Annotated in this window: 11 protein-coding genes; 8 read left to right on the plus strand and 3 right to left on the minus strand. The window is 62.5% G+C overall.

From position 1 onward, the window contains the following. The first annotated feature begins 15 nt into the window (after nt 1–15). Genes AC07V4_RS25385 through AC07V4_RS25395 form a run of 3 tightly spaced genes read left to right on the plus strand, consistent with a single transcriptional unit; the run spans nt 16 to nt 2,453 of the window. Nucleotides 16–495 carry a YbjN domain-containing protein gene (locus AC07V4_RS25385; RefSeq protein WP_492637986.1) on the plus strand — a complete coding sequence of 160 codons (480 nt, stop codon included), beginning with the start codon at nt 16–18 and terminating at the stop codon, nt 493–495. After that, complete coding sequence (locus tag AC07V4_RS25390; RefSeq protein WP_492637985.1) at nt 492–1,424, plus strand: peptidylprolyl isomerase; 933 nt, start codon at nt 492–494, stop codon at nt 1,422–1,424. Before AC07V4_RS25385 ends, AC07V4_RS25390 begins: the two co-directional genes overlap by 4 nt. 51 nt (nt 1,425–1,475) lie before the next feature. Continuing rightward, nucleotides 1,476–2,453, plus strand: a complete 978-nt coding sequence (locus AC07V4_RS25395; RefSeq protein ID WP_492637984.1) for a LysR family transcriptional regulator — start codon at nt 1,476–1,478, stop codon at nt 2,451–2,453. Between the two features lie 9 nt (nt 2,454–2,462). Here AC07V4_RS25395 and AC07V4_RS25400 read toward each other — a convergent pair whose 3' ends face one another. Then, nucleotides 2,463–3,329, minus strand: a complete 867-nt coding sequence (locus AC07V4_RS25400) for a LysR family transcriptional regulator (RefSeq protein ID WP_492637983.1) — start codon at nt 3,327–3,329, stop codon at nt 2,463–2,465. 93 nt (nt 3,330–3,422) lie between these two features. Between AC07V4_RS25400 and AC07V4_RS25405 the strand changes: the two genes are divergently transcribed. The 4 genes from AC07V4_RS25405 to AC07V4_RS25420 all read left to right on the plus strand — a co-directional run bounded on the left by AC07V4_RS25405 (nt 3,423) and on the right by AC07V4_RS25420 (nt 6,200). Further along, nucleotides 3,423–3,971, plus strand: a complete 549-nt coding sequence (locus tag AC07V4_RS25405; protein WP_492637982.1) for a DUF4865 family protein — start codon at nt 3,423–3,425, stop codon at nt 3,969–3,971. Nucleotides 3,972–4,116: 145 nt separating this feature from the next. Continuing rightward, nucleotides 4,117–4,671 (plus strand): histidine phosphatase family protein, encoded by a 555-nt coding sequence (locus AC07V4_RS25410; RefSeq protein ID WP_492637981.1) that lies wholly within the window; start codon nt 4,117–4,119, stop codon nt 4,669–4,671. A 45-nt stretch (nt 4,672–4,716) separates the two neighbouring features. Further along, a complete protein-coding gene (gene cobF, locus AC07V4_RS25415; protein ID WP_492637980.1) occupies nt 4,717–5,472 on the plus strand; it encodes a precorrin-6A synthase (deacetylating) in 756 nt (251 codons plus the stop codon). An 8-nt stretch (nt 5,473–5,480) separates the two neighbouring features. Beyond that, nucleotides 5,481–6,200 (plus strand): alpha/beta hydrolase, encoded by a 720-nt coding sequence (locus AC07V4_RS25420; protein ID WP_492637979.1) that lies wholly within the window; start codon nt 5,481–5,483, stop codon nt 6,198–6,200. A gap of 133 nt (nt 6,201–6,333) precedes the next feature. Here AC07V4_RS25420 and AC07V4_RS25425 read toward each other — a convergent pair whose 3' ends face one another. After that, on the minus strand, nt 6,334–6,888 hold the full coding sequence (locus tag AC07V4_RS25425; protein ID WP_492637978.1) for a DcrB/PsbP domain-containing protein: 555 nt from the start codon (nt 6,886–6,888) through the stop codon (nt 6,334–6,336). 72 nt (nt 6,889–6,960) lie between these two features. After that, nucleotides 6,961–8,769 carry a monovalent cation:proton antiporter-2 (CPA2) family protein gene (locus AC07V4_RS25430; protein ID WP_431751541.1) on the minus strand — a complete coding sequence of 603 codons (1,809 nt, stop codon included), beginning with the start codon at nt 8,767–8,769 and terminating at the stop codon, nt 6,961–6,963. 304 nt (nt 8,770–9,073) lie between these two features. Here AC07V4_RS25430 and AC07V4_RS25435 point away from each other — a divergent pair, with 304 nt between their 5' ends. Beyond that, a complete protein-coding gene (locus AC07V4_RS25435; protein ID WP_492637977.1) occupies nt 9,074–21,745 on the plus strand; it encodes an autotransporter-associated beta strand repeat-containing protein in 12,672 nt (4,223 codons plus the stop codon). Nucleotides 21,746–21,789 lie beyond the last annotated feature (44 nt).

Below are 21,789 nucleotides of genomic sequence, written 5' to 3' on the forward strand. Positions count from 1 at the left end.
CAAGGAAGAGACACTATGAGCGATGTTCAACTGATCACCAGCGTCACCCCGCAAAGCCTTACCGAACTGCTGCAGGAAGCCGGCTACCGCGTTAACCAGACCGAACAGAACGGCATAGTGCAACTGCTCAGCGCCAGCCAGGGCATCGGCTTTGCCGTGCGTTTTGGCAACCCGGCGGCGGAGCCGGGTAGCTACGTAGACTTCACCTACAGCTGCGCACTGCGGGTGCAGGGCGAATTGCCGGAAGGCTTGGCCCAGGTGTGGAACGCCTCGCGGCGCTTCGCGCGGTTGTCGTTGCAGGGTGAGTTTCTGCTGATGGAAATGGACGTGGTAGTGGCCGGTGTCGGCGCTACGCACCTGCGCAGCCAATTGGAGTTGTGGGATCGCCTGCTGCAGGAATTTATCGTGTACCTGCGTGACTACAGCCAGCATGCGGCCCAGTTGCAAGCCCAGGCTGCGGCAGCACCGGTGGATGAAGAGGCGCCTGTCCTGTGAAGAAACCAACCCTGCTCGTCGGCGCGGGTGCGCTGACCTTGCTGGTCGTGGCGGTAGGGTTGAGTCTGCGACCGGGCACAGACCCGGTCGCTGCTCAGCAACCGCTGAAGCCCGAGCACGCGGGGCCTGCGGTGGCCCGCCTGGGCAATCAGCAGATCGACCTGCCTGAACTGCAAAGCGTATTGGCCAGCCTGCCGGCCGAAACCCGTGAGCAACTGCGCGGCAACCGTGGCGCGCTGGAAACCTGGATTCGCTCGCGCCTGGCGCAAAAGGCCGTGATTGAACAGGCCGACGCCCAAGGCTGGCGTCAGCGCCCGGAGGTGGAACAACAGACCCGCGCCGCCACCGAACAGATCGTGTTTCGTGACTACATGCTCTCGGTCAGCCAGGTGCCGGCCGACTATCCCAGCGCGGCGGAATTGCAACAGGCTTACGACAGCGGCAAGGCACAATGGGTGACGCCGGCTTTGTACCGGGTCAGTCAGATTTTCCTTGCGGTGAATGACCCGCAAAGCGTCGACAGCGTGCGCCGCCAGGCCCAGGAATTGAGTCGCAAGGCCCAGGCCGCGCCGGGCGAATTTGCTGCCTTGGCCACGCAATTTTCCCAAGACCCGGGCACCGCGCAACAGGGCGGTGATTCGGGGTTGCAACCCTTGCAGCAACTGGTGCCTGAGGTGCGCGGTGCGGTGTCGCGCCTCAAGGTGGGCGCCGTGTCGGACGCGGTGCAGAGTGCGGCGGGCTTCCATGTACTCAAGCTCACCGCCCAGGAGCCGGCGCGCACCGCGTCCCTCGATGAGCTGCGCGAGCGCCTCACTCAAGCCTTGCGCGCCCAGCGTCAGGAGCAGATTGCCAAGGCCTACCTGGAAGGCATGCTCAATACCGCCACCTTGAGTATCGACGGCGCCGAGTTGAACAAGGTGCTGGAGTAACCCGCGAAAGCACGCATTGGATGCATAGACCTACGAGACAGGGAGTCACCCATGGCATATCTGGAACCTTCCGGCCCCCAGGGGACCGCCGCTTATCGCGTGCCGAGCGAGCCGCGCAGTGCCTGGCTGGCCCTGGCCGATGAGATCGAACCGGAGGTGGCGCGCTACTTCCTGGTGAGTGCGCGTTGCGGCTGTTTCATGCAGGCGGCGCGCAGCTTGAATATCAAGGCGACGTTGCTGCGCAAGCGCCTGGCGCAGTTGGAGGAGCACTTACGGCATTCGTTGTTCAGTTATCAGGGCAACGGCTTGGTGCTTAGTCGCGACGGCCTGCAACTGCAAGCGCAGTTGATCAGCCTGGCCCATGCGCAGCGCGTCCCGGTGGTGGAGCAGCCACTGATCCGCCTGGCGGTGGCCGAACCGATTCTGCATGACATCCTGGGTCGCGACCTGATCGCCTTGTTGCGTCGCAATGCCAGCGTGCGCCTGGAAATTATTTCCATCGACAGTCCGCTGGCTTTGCAAGCGGTGAGTGCGGATGTGGTGGTGTGGCTGTCGGACGCCGACGGCCCCGCCCCCGGCCCGAGTTTCGCGACCGAAGCACCTCGACGGCTGGCGGTTTTGCAGTATTTGCCCCATATCGCCAAGCGGTATTCGCGGCTGACGACGCGGCCGGACAGTGTGGAAGACTTGGATGACTACATGCTGGTGCAGTGGCAGCCGGATGGGCAGGTCGAGGCCTTGCAGCCCTGGAACCGGGTGGTTGAGGATCGGCGGGCGGCGGTGGTGCAGGTGCAGGCGTATTCGCTGATGTTGGAGATGATTCGGTGTGGGGCGTGCATTGGGTTGTTGCCCCATTACATGGGGAGTTTTGACCGGGGGCTGGTGGGGCTGCCGGGGTTGGTGGTGGAGAGCATGCAGCGGCAGGTGTGGCTGGCGGTGAATGCACAGGTCCAGGATGTTGAGGCCGTGCGGATGATTGTGGCGTTGATTGTGGGGACGTTTGAGGGGCGGCGAGAGTGGTTTGATTGAATTGAGCACCTAGCGCTGCAGCACCCCTCGAAAAGTTGCACTCAAGGCCCGTAACGTCTCGCGCGATCGGGCGTCGTTGATCCGGCTATAGAGCACCACTTCACTGACTGGCAGGGCGGGCAAACCGTATTGTTCGCTGACGTCCACCGCGCCGGCCGGTGCTACGCGGTGGGCGAGGGCCGCCACCCCAAGGCCGGCGCTGACGGCCGCGCCCACGGCCATCACTCCGCCGCCGACAAATACTTCAGTCCAGTCTATGCGCGCTTCATCCAAGGCCCTGGTCGCCAAGTGGCGAACGCCGCAGGGCGCGGCCATGGTTGCCATGCGCAGGGGGGTGTCGGGGTTGTGTTGCCAGGTCGGCGCGGCAAACCAGCCAAAGCGCTCCACCGCCAAGACTTCGCCATCCTGGCGGTCACCTTCATTACGCACGATGACCGCATCCAGTTCATTGCGGTCGAACGCGGCCACCAGGTCGCGAGAGGAGGCGATGCGCACTTCGAGGATCACCATCGGATCGTAGGCGGCGAGACGGCTGAGCCAGGTGGGCAAGTCCGGCCCGGCGACATGGTCGCTGATGCCGATCACCAACCGTCGAGACGCGTGGGCGTTCAAGTCGCCGAGGGCGCGTTCGTGGGCGTTGAGCAGGGCGCGGGCGGCGACGATGAACCGTTCACCCAGGGGCGATAGCCGCACATGGCGGGGAGTACGCTCCAGCAGCCGATAACCCAGGCGTTCCTCCAACCGCTTGAGCTTGAGGCTGACGGCCGCCTGGGACGTGTCGAGGGCCTCGGCGGCACGGGTGAAACTGGCGAAATCCGCCACCCATACGAAGGCTTGTACGGTGTCGATATCCAGAGGTTTGGAGACGTCAGTCATATCAAGTCCTTATTACATATATATTCATTGATATCTTGTTGAAATTATCACTGCTGCGCAAGCTGGAGCCTCATTCTGCACGGGAGCTTTTCTATGTTTGCCAAACAGTATTCACATCGCTTGCCCGCCGATTACGACATGGACGTGATCCGCCGGCGCGCCGCACAACTGGGGCCTTTGTGGGATCACACCGAGGGGTTGCTGTTCAAGGCGTTTGTCGCTCAGGCGCGTGGGCAAGCGGAGGGCAATGTTTATGCCTCGGTGTACCTGTGGTCCGACCCGATGCAGGCGGCCGACTTTTTGCTGGGCGAGCGCTTCCAGAAGGTGCTCGATAGCTTTGGTCGACCGCATATCGAGAGTTGGTTGCCGCTGGATCTACAGCGTGGGCCCGCAGAGGGCGCAGTGAGTTTGTACCGGGAGGAGTGGCCACTGGCACCCGGAGCAGATCGGGTTGGGGTAGTGGCGGGCGAGAAGGTGATTAATCAGCAGTTGGCGGATAACCGCGATACGTTTGCGGTGTTCCTGGCGTTGGATGTACAAGCATGGCGCCTGGTGCGGATTACGTTGTCGGCCAAGGCATTGGACGCTGAGCACCCTGGCGCGGGTTATCAAGTGCTCTACCTGGCCCGTCCGGGTATTTGACGGCGTATGGCATGTGCAACAAACGGTATTCCGGTTAAGGCCGTACCTGTCGACGGAACCGGTTTCCTGTTTCATGTTCGTTGTAACATGTCGAGACTACTTTGCCTGTCTACGCTGACTGCGCAACGAAACAGAGTGATTTGTGATGCAGTCCACCCGTTTGACCTTGATTTGCCATGCCGTCACACCGCTGCAAAAACAGGGGCGGTTTCCCGATGACGAATCCGTCGCGGCGGATTGGCACGACGCAGCGCTGTCGCTGAGCGGACGCTACCCGAAAAAAACTCGCCTGGTGTGCGGGCCGGAGGCCAGAACCCGGCAGACTGCCGGCTTGTTCGGTGCTGATCCGCAGATCGAAGAAGCTTTGCGTGATGGCGATTTTGGCCGTTGGAAAGGGCAGGACATCGGCCAACTCGATAGTCAGCAGTTGCAGGACTGGATGGCCGACAGTACCTGCGCGCCCCACGGCGGCGAGTCTGTGGTACAGATTTGCACGCGAGTGGAGCGCTGGATGAAATCCCTCGAATCCCAACCCGGCCATGTGTTGGCCGTCACCCACCCGTTTGTGATCCGCGCTGCTCTGTTGTACGTCATGCGGTTTCCACTCTCAATGTTCTACTTGATCGACATCGAACCGCTGTCCAGCACCGAGTTACGTTTCAACAACGTATGGCGCCTGCGCCTGGAAACTCACGCCTAGCCCCGCGAACATGGCAAAATCCACGCCCCGTACTGAGAGCCCTCCATGAAGACCATCCTGATCATCGGCATCGGCGCCGGTAACCCCGACTACATCACGATGCAGGCCGTGAAGGCGCTCAACCGCACCGACGTGTTTTTCCTGATGGACAAGGGCCAGAGCAAAGACAAGCTGATCGACCTGCGTCGTGAGATCTGCGAGACCTACATCACCGAGCCGGGTTACCGTTTTGCGGAGGCCGATTGTCCCGAGCGTGTGCGCGGCGACATCGACTACACCACCGCCGTGCAGGACCTCAACCGCGACAAGCAGGCGACTTTCGAGCGCATGATCGACGAGGAAATGGCCGACGGTGAAGTGGGCGCGTTCCTGGCGTGGGGCGACCCGGCGCTGTACGACAGCACCATTCGTATCTTGCAGGCGATTCTGGCCAGTGGCCGCTGTGAATTTGAATTCGAAGTGATCCCCGGCATCACCAGCGTGCAAGCCCTGGCCGCCCAGCACAAGGTGCCGCTGAACCGTATCGGCCGTTCCATCGAAATCACCACTGGACGGCGATTGGCGGCGGGGCAGACGAGTGACGCCGATACGCTGGTGGTGATGCTCGACGCCGAAGACTCCTACCGCACCGTGGCCGATCAGGATCTGGATATCTATTGGGGCGCTTACTTGGGCACGCCGGATGAAATCCTGATCAGCGGAAAAGTGGCGGAGGTGGCCGAAGAGATCGAGCGGGTGCGCAAGGCTGCGCGCCTGGCGAATGGCTGGATCATGGACACCTATTTGCTGCGTAAACCGTGAGGTTGTCCATGTTCAAACTGTTTGCCCTGACGTTGGCATTGGTGGCCGGCGCTGCCCAGGCTGACTCCGCATTGCACACCGACTTGCCGCTGTCGTATCTGGAACAGACCCAGGGCGATGCGCGCAACCAGCCGCTGGTGATTTTCCTGCACGGGTTTGGCAGTAACGAGGAAGACCTGTTCGGTATCAAGGACGCGCTGCCGTCCACCTGGACCTACCTGTCGGCGCGTGCGCCGATGCCGGTGGACCCCAGTGGCTATCGCTGGTTTGCCAGGAAACCGGGAGACGGTGATTACGATGGCGAGACGGCTGACTTGCAACGCAGTGCCAAGCTGATCGAAGACTTTGTGACCCAGGCCACGGCTAAATATCACACTCGAAGCGATCGAGTGTTCCTGGTGGGGTTCAGCCAGGGCGCGATCATGTCTTACGAGGTCTGCTTGCGAAAGCCCACGCTGGTGCGTGGAATTGCAGCGTTGAGTGGTAGTGTGTTGCCGGTGCTCAAGGCAGAACTCAAGCCCGATGCCTCATTGGATAAGCTGGCGATCTTTATCGGCCATGGCACGTTGGACCAGGCACTGCCGTACACCTCGGCGACGCGGGCGAATGAGGTGTTGCTGGGGCTGGGGTTGAAACCGGAGTTTCACGGGTATATGGGCATGCCGCATACCGTGAGTGAGGCTGAGATACAGGACCTCAAAGCCTGGCTGGAAACAAACCTCAAGTAGAACGCAATTGAACAGTGTGGGAGGGGGCTTGCCCCCGATGGCGATGGCACATTCAGCATCTCTGCTGGTTGATATTCCGCTATCGGGGGCAAGCCCCCTCCCACAGTTGACCTGTTTCGGTCATGGGATGGTGTTACTTACCGCCGGTGATCTGCTTCACCAACTCCGCATGCCCCTTCACATCATCCGCCCGGGAAATCGCCTGGATCACCAGCAAATGACTGCCTGAACCGCCCAGGAAGGTGGAGTTCAAGGTCTTGCCGCCGCCTTGGGTGGCGGTGCTGTCCACTTGGCGCAGGCCCAGGCCCTTGAAGATGAGTTTCTTCTCGTTCTGTTTCTTGAAGTCAGGCAGGGCGGCGCTCTGGTCCTTGACGAAGTCGGCCACTGCACCGTCGAGGAACTGTGGGTCGTTGTCCTTGATGGTTGCCCCATCGTTGCGCACGGTTTCGGCGACGATCACCACACTTTTCGTGGTCGAGTTGGCGTATAGCGTGCCCTGGGTATCAGCGGTGCCATCTTCCGCTTTGCCGGAAGGCAGCGCATCGGCGGTGTAGGCCTTGGGCAGGCTGAAGGTGAACTTGCCGCCCAAGGTCGAGATGGTTTGTGTGGTCGGTTTGGCGGCAGCGAATACGCTGCCGGCGGTAAGCGCGAGGGCCAGCAGGGCGGCGGTCTTGGTGAAAGTGGCCATGGAGCGCTCCAGTGATGAACGAAATTGCGGCGTATTCTGTCAGAAAACTCGCAAAATCGTTCATCGATGGCTTTACACCTTGTCGGACTCTTCCTCAAGTCGGTCCATCTCAAATAGCCGCGCCAGTTCTGTGCGGGCTTCCTGGGCGGTTTGCATCACCTTGGCCGCGTCGTCGTACACCGCGTGTTGGGCGGCGAGGACTTGCAGGTCGTGGTTTTTGAAACGGGTAATGCGTGCGTCGGCCTGGGCCTGGCTCAAACCAAGACCAACCAGGGTGCGACGGCTCATTTCCAGGCTGGAATAGAAAGTTTCTCGCACCGGTGAGGCGTCCAGGTCCACCAACCGGTGTACGTGCTGGCGGTTACGGGCACGGGCGATGATTTTCATGTGCGGGTAGAGGTTGCGCACCAGTTCGGCGGTCTTGATGTTGATCTCCGGGTCGTCCATGGCGATTACGAAGAACTCGGCCTGATCGACCTTGGCCGCGTGGAGGATTTCCGGGCGTTGTGGATCACCGTAGAACACCGGCATGCCACCGAAACTGCGGGTCAGCTCGATGGTCTCCACCGAGGTGTCCAGGGCAATGAACGAGATGTTTTGGGCGCGCAGGATCCGCGCCACGATCTGGCCCATACGGCCCATGCCAGCGATCACCACACGTGGCGCGTCGCTTTCGATGGTGCGGTATTCCTCCGGCACCTCCACGGGTTTGGCCTTGGGCTTGAACAGCTTGGGGCATACCAACAGCAGTAGCGGCGTCACCGCCATGGACAGGGTGATGGTCAGCACCAGCACGTCGTACAGATGCGGCTCGAACAGGCCCTGGTCGCGGCCGATCTTGAACACCACGAAGGCAAACTCACCGCCCGCTGCCAGCACCACGCCCAGGCGCAGGGCGCTCTCACGATTGAGGTCGCCCACCAAGCGGCCAACGGCGTAGAGCAGTGGCAACTTCAAACCAATCAACAGCAGGGTCAGGCCGATGACCACCAGCGGTGTGCTGAGCAGGAGGCTGAGGTTGGCACCCATGCCGACGCTGATAAAGAACAGGCCCAACAGCAGGCCCTTGAACGGCTCGATCTGGGATTCCAATTCATGACGGTATTCCGAATCTGCCAGCAGCAGGCCAGCGAGGAAGGCGCCGAGGGCCATGGACACGCCCACCAGTTCCATCAGCCAGGCGGTGCCGATCACCACCAGCAACGCGGTGGCGGTGGACACTTCGCGCAGGCCGGTCTTGGCGACGATACGAAACACCGGGCGCAACAGGTAGCGTCCGCCGATGATCACCACGGCGATGCTGCCGAGGATTTGCAGTACGTGTTGCCAGCCCTGGGCTTCGGTGGTCGGGTGGTCGCTGCCGGCCAGCAACGGCACCATGGCGATCAGTGGGATCGCGGCGATGTCCTGGAACAACAGAATCGCAAAGGCCAGGCGCCCGTGAGGTTGGTTGAGTTCCTTGCGCTCGGCCAGGCTTTGCAGGCCAAAGGCCGTAGAGGACAGGGCCAGGCCAAGACCCAGCACGATCGCGCTGTTCCACGCTTGGCCAAACAGCCATAGCGCTACCGCCCCCATCACCAGGCCTGTGAGCAACACCTGGGCCAGGCCGACGCCGAACACCGCCTTGCGCATTACCCATAAACGCTTGGGCGACAGTTCCAGGCCGATGATAAACAGCAGCAACACCACGCCCAGTTCCGAGAACTGCGCCACGCTTTGTGGATTGCCCACCAGGCCCAACACCGATGGTCCGATGATCACGCCAGCGAACAGATAGCCGAGTACCGCACCCAGTTGCAGGCGTTTGGCCAAAGGCACGGTCAGCACGGCGGCGAGCAGGAACACCACGGCTGCTTGTAACAGGTTGCCTTCATGGGGCATGGGGAACTCCAGGATCAATAAAGCGAATCTACAGGGCGCCATTAGAGCGCTTGCTTACATTTGGAAACTTGTGTTTTTGCCGCGAAATGTCAATGGATGTTGGCTGTAATTCCATTCTTACACTGAATTTACGAAAGTATTAATACCATTTAATTCAATGGCTTTCCGTGGGTCTACTACCGTTTCGACACACTAGGTCAGTTGTCACCACGGTCAGGTATTTCGAATTCAGTGCGTGTTGGTCTCTAGGGTTGGGCTTCTACGCATTCATGGATGAAAGGCTTGGACCACGAAGGAGTTGGACGTGGATAGAAGACTTGCTACTGCCGCTGCACCCCGGTTTTCTCCTCTTTCCCTTGCGGTTCGCCTCGGCGTCGCTGGGCTGCTGATCGGTCTCACTGCCCAGCCTGCGATGGCTGCCTGCACAGTTACTGGGTTAACGGTGGACTGCAACGGTACGGCTGCGCTCTTTGCACCCAACGCCTTTGCCAATAGCACGGACGGCCTTACGGTTACTGTGGACGCTGGCACCACCATGGCGGCCTCGCTGGGTACGGTGATGAGCCTGACGGGTAACAACATTACCTTGAACAACAACGGCACCATCGACCCTTCAGTCGTCGGGCTGGTGACGCTGCTCAGCAGTGGCGTGGTGATTGGCAGTGGAGCGTCGGGCCAGGTGGTCGTCAATAACACGGGGACGATGAAGGGCACCTCGGGACTTCTCTCGCTCAACCTCGGCACCCTCAATGGCATGGCCCTCAATATCAACAATGGCAGTTCGGGGACGACCACCATCACCAACAGTGGGACCTTGGGTTCCTCGGCATTGCTGGGCATTAGTCTGTTGACTCCTGATGTGCCGGTGGTGGCGGTGCACGGCGGCTCTCAAATCATCATGAACAACGAAGCGGGGGCTAACATTAACGGGCGCATGGCGTTCGAAACGTCGACAGGCGGCAATACGTTCACCAACGCCGGCAGCATTGTGGGCGGTTTGTCGATGGGGACGGGGAGCAGCAACACCTTTAACGCCATTACCGGTTCCAGCGTGGCCAGCGGGGGTGGGCTTGGTCTCAACCTGGGCGGTTTGCTGGGGATCAATCTCACCTTTGCGCCCACTGGCCAGATTGACGGTGGAGCAGGGGGTAGCAACACGTTGGTGCTGCAAAACGCTGGTGGTTTAGGCGGCGGCACCAGTGGTATCGGCGCTGCTTCCAGTGCCAATTACGTCAACTTCAACAACCTGACGGTCAACAGCGGCACCTGGACCCTGACAGGGCCTTTGGTGAGCACCAATACGACACTCAACGGTGGTATCTCACTGTTCGACAACAACGCTACATTCGGCAGCGGCGTACTGACCGCCAATGGCGGCGCGATTCAAGCGAGCGCCGGAGGGCTCATCCTTAGTAACTTGATGACGCTCACGGGGGGCGGCCTGACGGTGAATGGCGCGGCCACCGGCCTGACTCTGGCGGGCGTACTCTCAGGCACGGGTGGTTTGAACATGGCCGGCACCGGCCAATTGATCCTCAGCGGTGCCAACACCTATTCGGGCGGCACCACGCTGGCCGGTGGCACCGTGCAGTTGGGCAATGACTTGGCGCTGGGCAGCGGCTTGGTCAACGTCACCGGCGTGACAACCTTGCAGGCGCCCGGCACGATCAACCTCGCCAACGACCTCACCCTTGGCAGCACGTTGACCACCGACGTTGCCGGGACGCTGAACCTGGGCGGTCTCATTACAGGTGCAGGCGGCATCACCAAGATCGGCACCGGCAGCCTTGGCCTCAACGGCATCAACACCAGCTATACCGGCACTACCAACCTGGGTGCAGGCACCTTGGTGCTGGGTAATAACAATGCCCTGGGCAACGGCAATTTGAATGTCACGGCGACGGCCAGCCTCGATGGCGGCGGTGCGTCGGCCTTGAGCAATAGCATCAACCTCGGCGGTGCGTTGAACCTGACCGGGATCAACCCCTTGACCCTCAGCGGCGTGATGTCCGGCGCGGGTGCACTGACCAAAAGCGGCTCGGGCCTGTTGACCCTGACCGGTAACAATACCCGTACGGGCACTACCGCACTGAACGCTGGCGGCCTGGTACTGGGTTCCAACACAGCATTGGGGCTTGGCGCCCTTACCGTGTCGGCGGGCACTTCGCTGGATGCCAGCACCGCCGTGACCCTGGCCAATGCTGTCAACCTGGCCGGCGCATTGACCGTAGGCGGCAGCCAGGCGCTGGGCTTGAACGGCGTCATTTCTGGTGCAGGAAACCTGATCAAGAACGGCGCCGCTGCGTTGACCCTGGGTGGCAACAACACCTTCAGCGGCAACACCAACCTCAACAGTGGTTCGTTGATCCTCGGTAGCAACACAGCCCTGGGTACCGGCACCCTCATTGCTGCGGCGGGTACTTCGCTGGACGCCAGCACCAACGTCTCCCTCACCAACGCCGTGAACCTGGGTGGTGCACTGACCGTGGGCGGCAGCCAGGCATTGGGCTTGAACGGCGTCATTTCCGGTGCGGGAAACTTGATCAAGAACGGCGTCGCTGCATTGACCCTGGGTGGCAACAACACCTTCAGCGGTAACACCAACCTCAACGGCGGTTCGCTGATCCTTGGCAGCAATACGGCCCTGGGTGCGGGCGGCACCTTGAGTGCGGCCAACAACACCACGCTGGATGCCAGCACCGCCGTCAGCCTCTCCAATGCGTTGGACCTCGCCGGCAACCTGAATATCGGTGGCAGCAACAACCTGACGCTGGGCGGTGTGATCAGTGGTGCGGGTGGGCTGACCAAAAACGGCGCGGCGGCGTTGGTGCTCAACGGCGCTAACACGTTCCTGGCCGGCACCACGCTAGCGGGCGGCACGTTGACGGTGGGTAACAATGCGGCGTTGGGTACCGGTGCGCTCAATGTGACCGGGGCCGCGACCCTGAACAACAGCGCCGGCGTCGCCCTGGGCAATGCTATCAACCTGGGCGCCAACCTGACGGTGGCGAGCGCCAATCCACTGACCTTGAGTGGTGTCATCAGCGGCACCAACGGATTGATCAAAACGGGTGCGGCGACCCTCACCCTCAATGGCGCCAACACCTATTCCGGCACCACCGCGCTGACCGCTGGAGGGCTGATGCTCGGTTCCGGCACGGCGTTGGGCACGGGGGCCTTGAACGCGTCGAATGGCACCCACTTGGATGCCAGCAGCGCATTGAGCCTGGGCAATAACCTCAACCTGAACGGCAGCTTGACCATCGATGGCAGCAACGCTTTGACCTTGAACGGCGTGGTGAGTGGCATTGGTGCCCTGGTCAAGGCCGGCCCGGCGGACCTGATCCTCAACGGTGCCAACAACTACCTGGGTGGCACATCGCTCAACCTCGGCAAGATCGTCGTGGGTGGCAGCAATGCGTTGGGTAGCGGCACGCTGACGGCGGCGGCGGGGACTGCGCTGGACGCCAATACCTCTTCGTCGTTGACTAACCTGATCAACCTCGGTGGCGCGCTGACGGTGGGCGGCTCGGCCGACCTGGCACTGGGCGGTGTGGTCGGCGGCGCGGCAGGTTCATTGATCAAGAATGGCGCGGCCAACCTGACCCTCAACGGTCTCAACACCTTCCAGGGCGGCACCACGCTCAACAGTGGGACGCTGACGGTCGGTACGGGCACGGCCCTGGGCAGTGGCGCGCTCACCGTCGGTGGTGCCGCGACGTTGGACAGCAACGCGGCCGTCACCCTGGCCAATGCCATTGCGCTCAATGCCGGTCTGACCGTGGGTGGCACCAGCGACCTGACACTGGGTGGTGTAGCCAGCGGTGCTGGTCCGCTGATCAAGAACGGCGCAGCCAACCTGACCCTCAATGGCAACAACACGTTCAGCGGCGGCACCACGCTCAACGCCGGGACACTGACCGTGGGCAACGCCGGCGGGCTGGGTAGCGGGGCACTGACCGTCGGGGGCGCGGCGACCCTGGACACCAGTGGACCCTTCAACCTGGGCAACGCCATTGCGCTGAATGCCAACCTGACCCTCGCCGGCAACAACAATTTGGTCCTGAGCGGTGTGCTCAGCGGCGCCGGCAGCCTGATCAAGAATGGCCTGTCCGACCTGACCCTGACGGGTAATAACACGTTGACCGGCTCCGTGGATGTACTTGCCGGCAGCCTCAGTGTGTTGAGCGCCAATGCTCTGGGCAATACTTCCGGTGCCAACATCAGCGCCGGGGCATCACTGAACCTGGGGGCTGATTCGAGCCTGGCGGCGCTGTCCGGCAGTGGTTCGGTTGTACTGGGCGCGGGGACGACATTAACTGTGGGTGGCGTCAGCACATCCAGTACGTTCAACGGCAGCCTCGATGGCGGCGGTGGCCTGACCAAAGTCGGCAGCGGCACTCTCAACCTTGCTGGCACCAATGGCTTGACCGGCAATACCGCGATCAATGCGGGCACCTTGAATCTCAGTGGTTCCCTGGCCAGCGGCATCGTCAATGTGAACAGCGGCGGCACCCTGACCGGCAGCGGTTCGGTACTCAACGCCTTGAATGTGAACAATGGCGGGCACCTGGCACTGAGCAGTGGCGCGACCCTGTCTGCCGGTTCCCTGGTATTGGGTTCGGGAGCCAATGTGGATGTGGCACTGAACGCTCCGTCCGTCACGCCCTTGCTCAGCGTAGGTGGCAACCTCACCCTCGATGGCAACCTTAACGTGACGGATGCCGGTGGCTTTGGCGTCGGCGTCTATCGGTTGGCCAACTACACCGGCAGCCTGACCAACCTGGGCCTGGACGTCGCCACCGTGCCCATCGGTTATGCCCTGGGCGACCTGGTGGTGCAGACCTCCGTCGGTAATCAAGTCAATATCGTCGTCTCGGCGCCGAGCACCAACCTGCGGTTCTGGGACGGCAGCCAGACCATTCCCAACGGCTCGGTGGAGGGCGGCACTGGCACTTGGTCCAGTGGTGGCACCAACTGGACCAACGTCAGCGGGACGCTCAACCAGACATGGGCCGGGGACTTTGCCGTGTTCCAGGGCACGGCGGGTACGGTCACGGTGCAGGGGCCGCAACTGTTTACCGGCATGCAATTCGCTACCGACGGCTACAACCTGGTCAGCGGCATAGCTGGGCAGTTGACGGCGGTGAATGGATTGTCGGGTGATACGGCGATCCGGGTTGACCCCGGCGCCACTGCGACCATCGGGGTGAACATTGATGGTACCGGCATCCTCAATAAACTCGACGCCGGTACGCTGGTACTCGGCGGCACCAACACCTACACCGGGGGCACCACGCTCAATGGCGGCACCTTGGTGGTGGGCAATAACGCGGCGCTGGGCAGTGGCACGTTGACCGCCGCTGGCGGTACGACGCTGGACAGCAATACCGCGACCACCCTGGCCAATGCCGTCACGTTGAATGGCAATGTGACCGTGGCAGGCACCCAGGCGCTGACGCTCAATGGTGTGATTGGCGGCGCGGGTGGCTTGATCAAGGCGGGGGCGGCCAACTTGACCCTGGGCGGCAATAACACCTTCCTCGGTCCGGTGGCGTTGAGCGCCGGTGGACTCATTCTGGCGTCCAATTCGGCGTTGGGCAGCGCCACCTTGAATGCAGCGAACGGCACGAGCCTGGGCAGCACTGCCGCAGTCACCGCCAACAATGCGATCAACCTGGCGGGCAACCTGGGCATCCTCGGTACGGCAGACCTGACCCTCGGCGGCACCATCAACGGTGCCGGCAGCCTGACGAAAAACGGCGCGGCCAACTTGGTGCTCAGTGGCGCGAATAACTTCCTCGGCGGCACGACCCTCAACGCCGGCACCCTGACGCTGGGCAGCAATGGGGCCTTGGGCCTGGGCAACCTGACCGTCGCTGGCACAGCCACCCTGGATAACAACACGGCGGTGACTGCCGGCAACAATGTGGTGTTGAATGCCAACCTGGCGGTGGCCGGTACGAATGACCTTGCTCTCGGTGGCCTGGTGTCCGGCAACGGGGCGCTGGTCAAAAACGGCACTGCCAACCTGACACTCAATGGCATCAATACTTATCAAGGCGGTACCACCCTCAATGCCGGTACCTTGACCCTGGGTACGTCGGCAGCGCTTGGCTCTGGCGCCTTGACGGTCGGTGGCGCTGCCAGCCTGGACAGCAGCGCGCCGTTGGTGCTGGCCAATGCGGTCAACGTCAACGCCAACCTGACCCTTGCCGGCAACAACAATATGACTCTGGGCGGTGTGCTATCGGGTGGCGCCAGCTTGATCAAAACCGGTCTGGCCGACTTGACCCTGAGTGGCAACAACACCTTCACCGGCCTGTTCGACGTGCAATCCGGCAGCCTCACCACCCTGGGCAACGGTGCGCTGGGTGTGGGCGCCGGGGTCAACCTGGGCAACAGTGCGCAATTGACCCTGGGCGGCTCGGCCAGCCTCGGCGCGCTCACTGGTAACGGCGTGACCTTGGTCGGCACGGGCAGCACTTTAAGTGTCGGTGGCAATAACCTGAACAGCACCTTCGGTGGTGTGCTCACCGGCGCTGGCAACTTCACTAAAATCGGCAACGGAGCCCTGACCCTGGGCGGCATCAGCACGTTGACCGGTGACACCCAAGTGAATGCCGGCAGCCTGCTGGTCAACGGCGAACTGGCCAGTGCGAACGTGGGCGTCGTCAGCGGCGCTACCCTGGGCGGCACTGGCACTTTGTTGGGCAGTGTGAATGTTGCCGATGGCGCTCACCTGGCCGTCAATTCGGGCAACACCTTGACGGTGGGCTCGCTGGTCTTGAACGGCAACTCCAACCTGGATGCTGGGCTGGGCGCGGCGTCCAGCGGCGGTACAGCGCTGATCCATGTGGGCGGCAACCTGACCCTGGACGGCACCCTCAACGTGCACGATATCGGCGGTTTCGGTGCGGGTATCTATCGTTTGATCGACTATACCGGTGCACTCACTGACAACGGCCTGGCGGTGGGCAGCGTACCGGTGAACGTGACCCCGGGCGATCTTTCCGTGCAGAGCGCGATCGCCAACCAGATCAATTTGCTGGTCAGCGGCAGCACCAACGTGCAGTTCTGGGATGGCAGCCAGCAAGTGGCGAACGGCAACGTCGATGGCGGCACCGGCACCTGGGGGGGCATTGGTACTAATTGGACCAATGTCAACGGCGTGGTCAATCAAGGCTGGACGCCCAACAGCTTCGCGGTGTTCCAAGGCACGGCAGGCACTGTGACGGTTGACGGTGCTCAAGCCATTACCGGCCTGCAATTTGTCACTGACGGCTACAACGTGGTCGGCGGCACGGCGGGGGCCTTGACCCTGCTCAACGGCGTCGGCGGCAATACGGCGGTGCGTGTCGACCCGAACGTCACCGCCACCCTGGGTGTGACCCTCGACGGCGGTGGAACGCTGGCCAAGCTGGATGCGGGCACGCTGGTACTCAATGGCGCCAACACCTACACCGGTGGCACCGCACTCAATGGCGGAACCCTGGTGGTCGGCAATAACAGCGCGTTGGGCAGCGGTGCATTGACCACTGCCAACGGCACCACGCTGGACAGCAACACCGCCGTTACCCTGGGCAATGCTGTGAACGTCAACGGCACCCTGACCGTCGGCGGCAGCAACGCGCTGACCCTGGCAGGCACCGTGGCGGGCACCGGCAGCCTGATCAAGAATGGCATCGCCAGCCTGACCTTGAGCGGTAACAACACCTATGCAGGACCGACCGCGCTGAATGGCGGCGGGTTGATCCTGGCTTCCAACAATGCCTTGGGCACCGGAGCGTTGAATGCGGCGGCGGGCACCACCCTTGACACCAGCAGCGCAGTGGCCTTGACCAATACCGTAAACCTGGCGGGCAACCTTGGTATCCTCGGCAGCGCCGATTTGGCGCTCAACGGGTTGGTCAGCGGCGCGGGCGGTCTGACCAAAAGTGGGGCGGGCAACCTGACACTCACGGGCAACAATGCGTACCTCGGTGGTACGCAGTTGAACGCAGGTACCTTGACCCTGGGCAACGGCTCGGCGCTCGGCACGGGTACCTTGACCGTCGGCGGTGCTGCCACGCTGGATAACAGCAGCGCACTGGCCCTGGCCAATAACGTCAACGTCAATGCGGCGCTGACCGTGGCGGGCACCCATGACCTGACCCTGGGCGGCGTGGTCGGCGGCAACGGTTCGTTGATCAAGAACGGCAATGCCAATCTGACCCTGAATGGCACCAATACCTACAGCGGCGGCACCACCCTCGCTGCCGGTACGTTAACCGTCGGCAATGCTGCGGGCCTGGGCTCGGGCGCCCTGACCGTCAGCGGCACCGGCACCCTGGACAACAGCGTGCCGCTGGTGCTAGCCAACGCGGTCAACCTGAATGCCGACCTGAACGTGGCCGGTAACAACAACCTGACCCTGGGCGGCGTGCTGGCCGGTAATGCGGCGCTGATCAAGAACGGCGCGGCGGACTTGCTGCTCACGGGTAATAACACTTTCAGCGGCCCCCTCAACGTGGTCGGCGGTAGCGTGACCACCCAGGGCAACGCGGCGCTGGGCAACACGTCCGGTGTCAACGTTGGCACGGGTGCCAGCCTCAACCTGGGGGGGAATGCCAGCCTCAATAGCTTGGCCGGCAACGGCATTGTCCAAGTCGCGGGCGGCAACACGCTGGCGGTGGGTGGCAGCAACCTGGACAACACCTTCGCAGGAGCACTGAACGGTGCCGGCAACCTGGATAAAAACGGCAGCGGTGTGCTCAACCTGAGCGGCACCAATGGCCTCAGCGGCGCCGCCAACATCAATGGCGGCACCTTGAATGTCAGCGGTTCGCTGGCCAGCGGCACGGTGGCGGTCAACAACGGTGCGACCCTGGCCGGTACCGGTACGTTGACCGGCGCGGTGACGGTCGCCGACGGCGGCCATCTCGGCTTGACCTCCGGCAACTCGCTGTCGGTGGGCTCGTTGGTATTGGGCAGCAACGCCAACCTGGACGTCGGCCTCGGTATTCCGGTGGTCGGCGGCGGCAGCGGGCTGTTGAATGTGGGTGGCGACCTGACACTGGGTGGCAAGCTCAACGTCACGGATATCGGCGGCTTTGGCAGCGGCGTCTATAACATCATCAACTACGGCGGGGCACTCACCAACAATGGCTTGGCTCTCGGCACACTGCCTGGCAGCGTGATCCCGGGCGATGTGCAAGTGCAGACAGCGGTCAGCAACAAGGTCAACCTGCTGGTGACGGCGCCCAACACCACTGTGCAGTTCTGGGATGGCGCCAACCTGGTGGGCAATGGCGCCATTGATGGCGGCACTGGGACCTGGGGCACTGGCATCACCAACTGGACCAATGTCGACGGCACGCTCAATCAAGGCTGGGGCAACAGCTTCGCAGTGTTCCAAGGCACGGCGGGCAACGTGAACGTGGACGGTACGCAATCCATCACCGGCATGCAGTTCGTCACTGACGGCTACAACCTGGCCTCTGGCACAGCAGGCGTGCTCAACCTGGTCAACGGTGGCACCGGCAACACGGCGATCCGTGTCGACCCGAACGCCACCGCCACCCTGGGTGTGACACTCGGTGGCGCTGGCACCCTGGCCAAGCTCGACAGCGGCACCTTGGTGCTCAACGGCAGCAACACCTATACCGGCGGCACCGCGTTGAATGGTGGCACGCTGGTGGTTGGCAATAACAGCGCGCTGGGCTCCGGCGCGTTGACTGCAGCGGACGGCACTACCCTGGACAGCAACGCGGCCGTCGTCCTGGGCAACACAGCTGTACTCAACGGTGCGCTCAGCATCGGCGGCAGCAACGCGTTGACGCTCAACGGTGCGATCAGCGGCACTGGCAGTCTGCTGAAAAAAGGCGCGGCAACACTGACCCTCAACGGTGCCAACACCTACAGCGGCGGCACCGGTTTGAATGCCGGTCAACTGATCCTTGGCAATAACGGCGCGTTGGGCACGGGTGTGCTGGCGGTGGGCGGTCCTGCTCAGTTGGACGGCACGACCGACCTGCAACTGGCCAACGCCATCAACCTGGGCGGCCCGCTGACGTTGGCTGGCAGTCACGACCTGGCACTCAACGGCGTCGTCAGTGGCACCGGCAGCCTGGTGAAAAACGGCAACGGCGCGCTGCTGCTGACTGGCGCGAACACCTACAGCGGCGGCACCACGCTCAACGGCGGCAGCACCACCGGCGACACCAACAGCCTGCAAGGCGCAATCGCCAACAACGCCGCGCTGACATTCGCCCAAGGAGCCGATGGTACCTACACCGGCAATCTGACGGGCACCGGGGTATTGAATAAAACCGGTACCGGCGCGCTGCTGCTGACGGGCAACAACACCTTCACCGGCAACACCAGCGTCAACGCGGGCAGCCTGCTGGTCAACGGCACCTTGAACAGCGCGGCGGTACAAGTGGCGAGTGGCGCGACCCTCGGCGGGAGCGGCACCCTCGGTGGCGCTGTCACGATGGCGGATGGTTCCACCCTCAAGGCGGGCTCTGCGACGCCGTTGTCGGTGGGCTCGCTGGCACTGTCATCGGGCACGGCCCTGGACTTCACGCTGGGTGCACCCGGGGCATCCACTACCGCAGTGAATGTGGCGGGCAACCTAGTCCTCGATGGCACGCTCAACGTCACCAATGCAGGTGGCTTTGGGGTCGGCGTCTACCAGCTGTTCCGCTATGGCGGCAGCTTGACCGATAACGGCTTGACCCTTGGCTCATTGCCGGTGGGCTTGGGCGACCTGACCCTGCAGACAGCGTTGGCCAACCAGCTCAACTTGCTGGTGCAGACCACACCAGGGCAGATCCAGTTCTGGAACGGCGGCACCACTAACCCAGGCGGCACCATCACCGGCGGCAGCGGCACCTGGGGCCCAGGCACCAACTGGACCGACCCGACGGGCACCCAAGGCCAGGCGTCGAACAACCAGTTCGCCGTGTTTGGCGGGCAGGGCGGCAGTGTCACTGTAGTCGGCAACCAGGGCTTTACCGGTCTGCAGTTCCTCGACCCTGGCTACACGCTGACGGCGGGGGCTGGTGGCTCGTTGACACCGACTGGCGTTGCAGCGGTGCGGGTCAATTCGGGGGTGACCACGGAGGTGGCAGCACCAATCGTGGGGGCTGGGGCCATCAACAAACTGGACGCCGGCACCTTGTTGTTGACCGGTGCCAACACCTACACAGGCGGTACTACCGTCAGCGGCGGTACGCTGGCCGGTAGCACGCAGAGCTTGCAGGGCCGTTTCCTGAACAACGCACGCATGCTGTTTGTACAACGGACTAATGGCACCTTCAGCGGCACCTTGACGGGCACCGGCAGCATCGCCAAGCAAGGCTCGGGCGCGCTGTTGCTGACTGGCAACCAACCGTTCAGCGGCACGGTGGCAGTGGATGAGGGCGTGCTGCAAGTCGGCAATGCGGCCAATCCAGGTGCGGTGTTGGGTGGGCAAGTGACCGTGGCCAGTGGCGCCGGATTGACCGGCAATGGCAGTGTCGGTTCGCTGGTCAACAACGGCAGCGTCACCCCTGACAGCGGCAAACTGACTGTGGCTGGCAATTTCACCAACGCCAATACCGGTGCACTCAACCTGGTCATCACGCCTTCGGTCGCCAGTTCCTTGGCGGTCGGCGGTACGGCTAACCTCGGCGGTACGTTGAATGTCATCAACCTGGCACCGTATGCCGGCCCGACCACCTACACGCTGCTGACGGCCAGTGGCGGCGTCAACGGCACCTTCAGCAACACCAATCTGGAGAACCTGGCGTTCCTCAATACCGCCTTGAACTACAGCCCGAACCAGGTGGCCCTGGCGGTCAGCCGTAACAACGTGAGCTATGCCAGCGTGGCAGCCACCGGCAACCAGCGTGGCGTGGCGGCGGCCTTGGACAGTGGTTCCGCAGTGGGTGGGGCAGCGGTGCAGAATGCGCTGCTTAACACTGATGCAGCCGGTGCACGGGCGGCCTTCGACAGCTTGTCCGGTGAAATCCATGCCAGTACCGCCAGTGCCATGCTCGAAGACTCGCGCTACATCCGTGACGCGGTCAACGAGCGCCTGCGCCAACCCGGCTGCTATCGCGAGGATGATCCACGCAACAGCCTGGCACCGAGTGAAAACCGCCTGAGCAGCGCGGGCTGCCACGGCGAAATGGTCGGCTGGATGCGTGTGCTGGGCACCTGGGGCCACATGGGTGGCGACAGCAACACCGCCAAACTGGATCGCAACCTCGGCGGTTTCCTGCTCGGTACCGACAAGCAAGTGGACGACGCCTGGCGCGTCGGTGTGGCCGCCGGCTACACCCGCAGCGACCTGGATGCCAAGCGCCGCAACTCCAGCGCTGACGTCGACAGCTACCACTTGATGGCGTACACCGCGTATCAGCAGGAAGCCTTCGCCGCTCGGATGGGCGTGGCGTACAGCTGGCACGACATCGAGAGCAAACGCGACGTGGCAGTCGGTGGTACAGGTCAGCGTCTGAAAGCCGACTACAAGGCACGCAGTGCACAAGTGTTCGGTGAAGTGGGCTACACGATCGAAACCCGCAACGTGGTCGTGGAACCGTTTGCCGGCTTGGCCTACGTCAATTACGACAGCGACACCTTCAAGGAAAAAGGTGGTTCCGCCGCCCTGCGTGGCAATGCTGACCAAGACGTGACCTTCTCCACCTTGGGCGTGCGCATCGGCCAGACCATCACCCTGGGTAACGGCTCGAAAATCACGCCACGGGGCAGCATCGGCTGGCGTCACGCCTTTGGTGACACCAAACCTGATGCCGACCTGAGCTTCATCAATGGCGGGGGCTCGTTCAGCACCCAAGGCGTGCCGATTGCCAAGGACAGCGCGGTCGTGGAAGCGGGCCTGGATTATCAGATCAGCCAGAACGGCAAGCTCGGTTTGGGCTACTCGGGTCAACTGTCACGCAACGATAAGGACCACGCGATGACTATCAGCTTCTCCCTCGGTTTCTGATCAAAGCCGAGCACCTTAACCGCCCGAAAGGGCGGTTTTTTTTG

The organism is Pseudomonas sp. GW821-FHT03A09 (assembly GCF_059421065.1).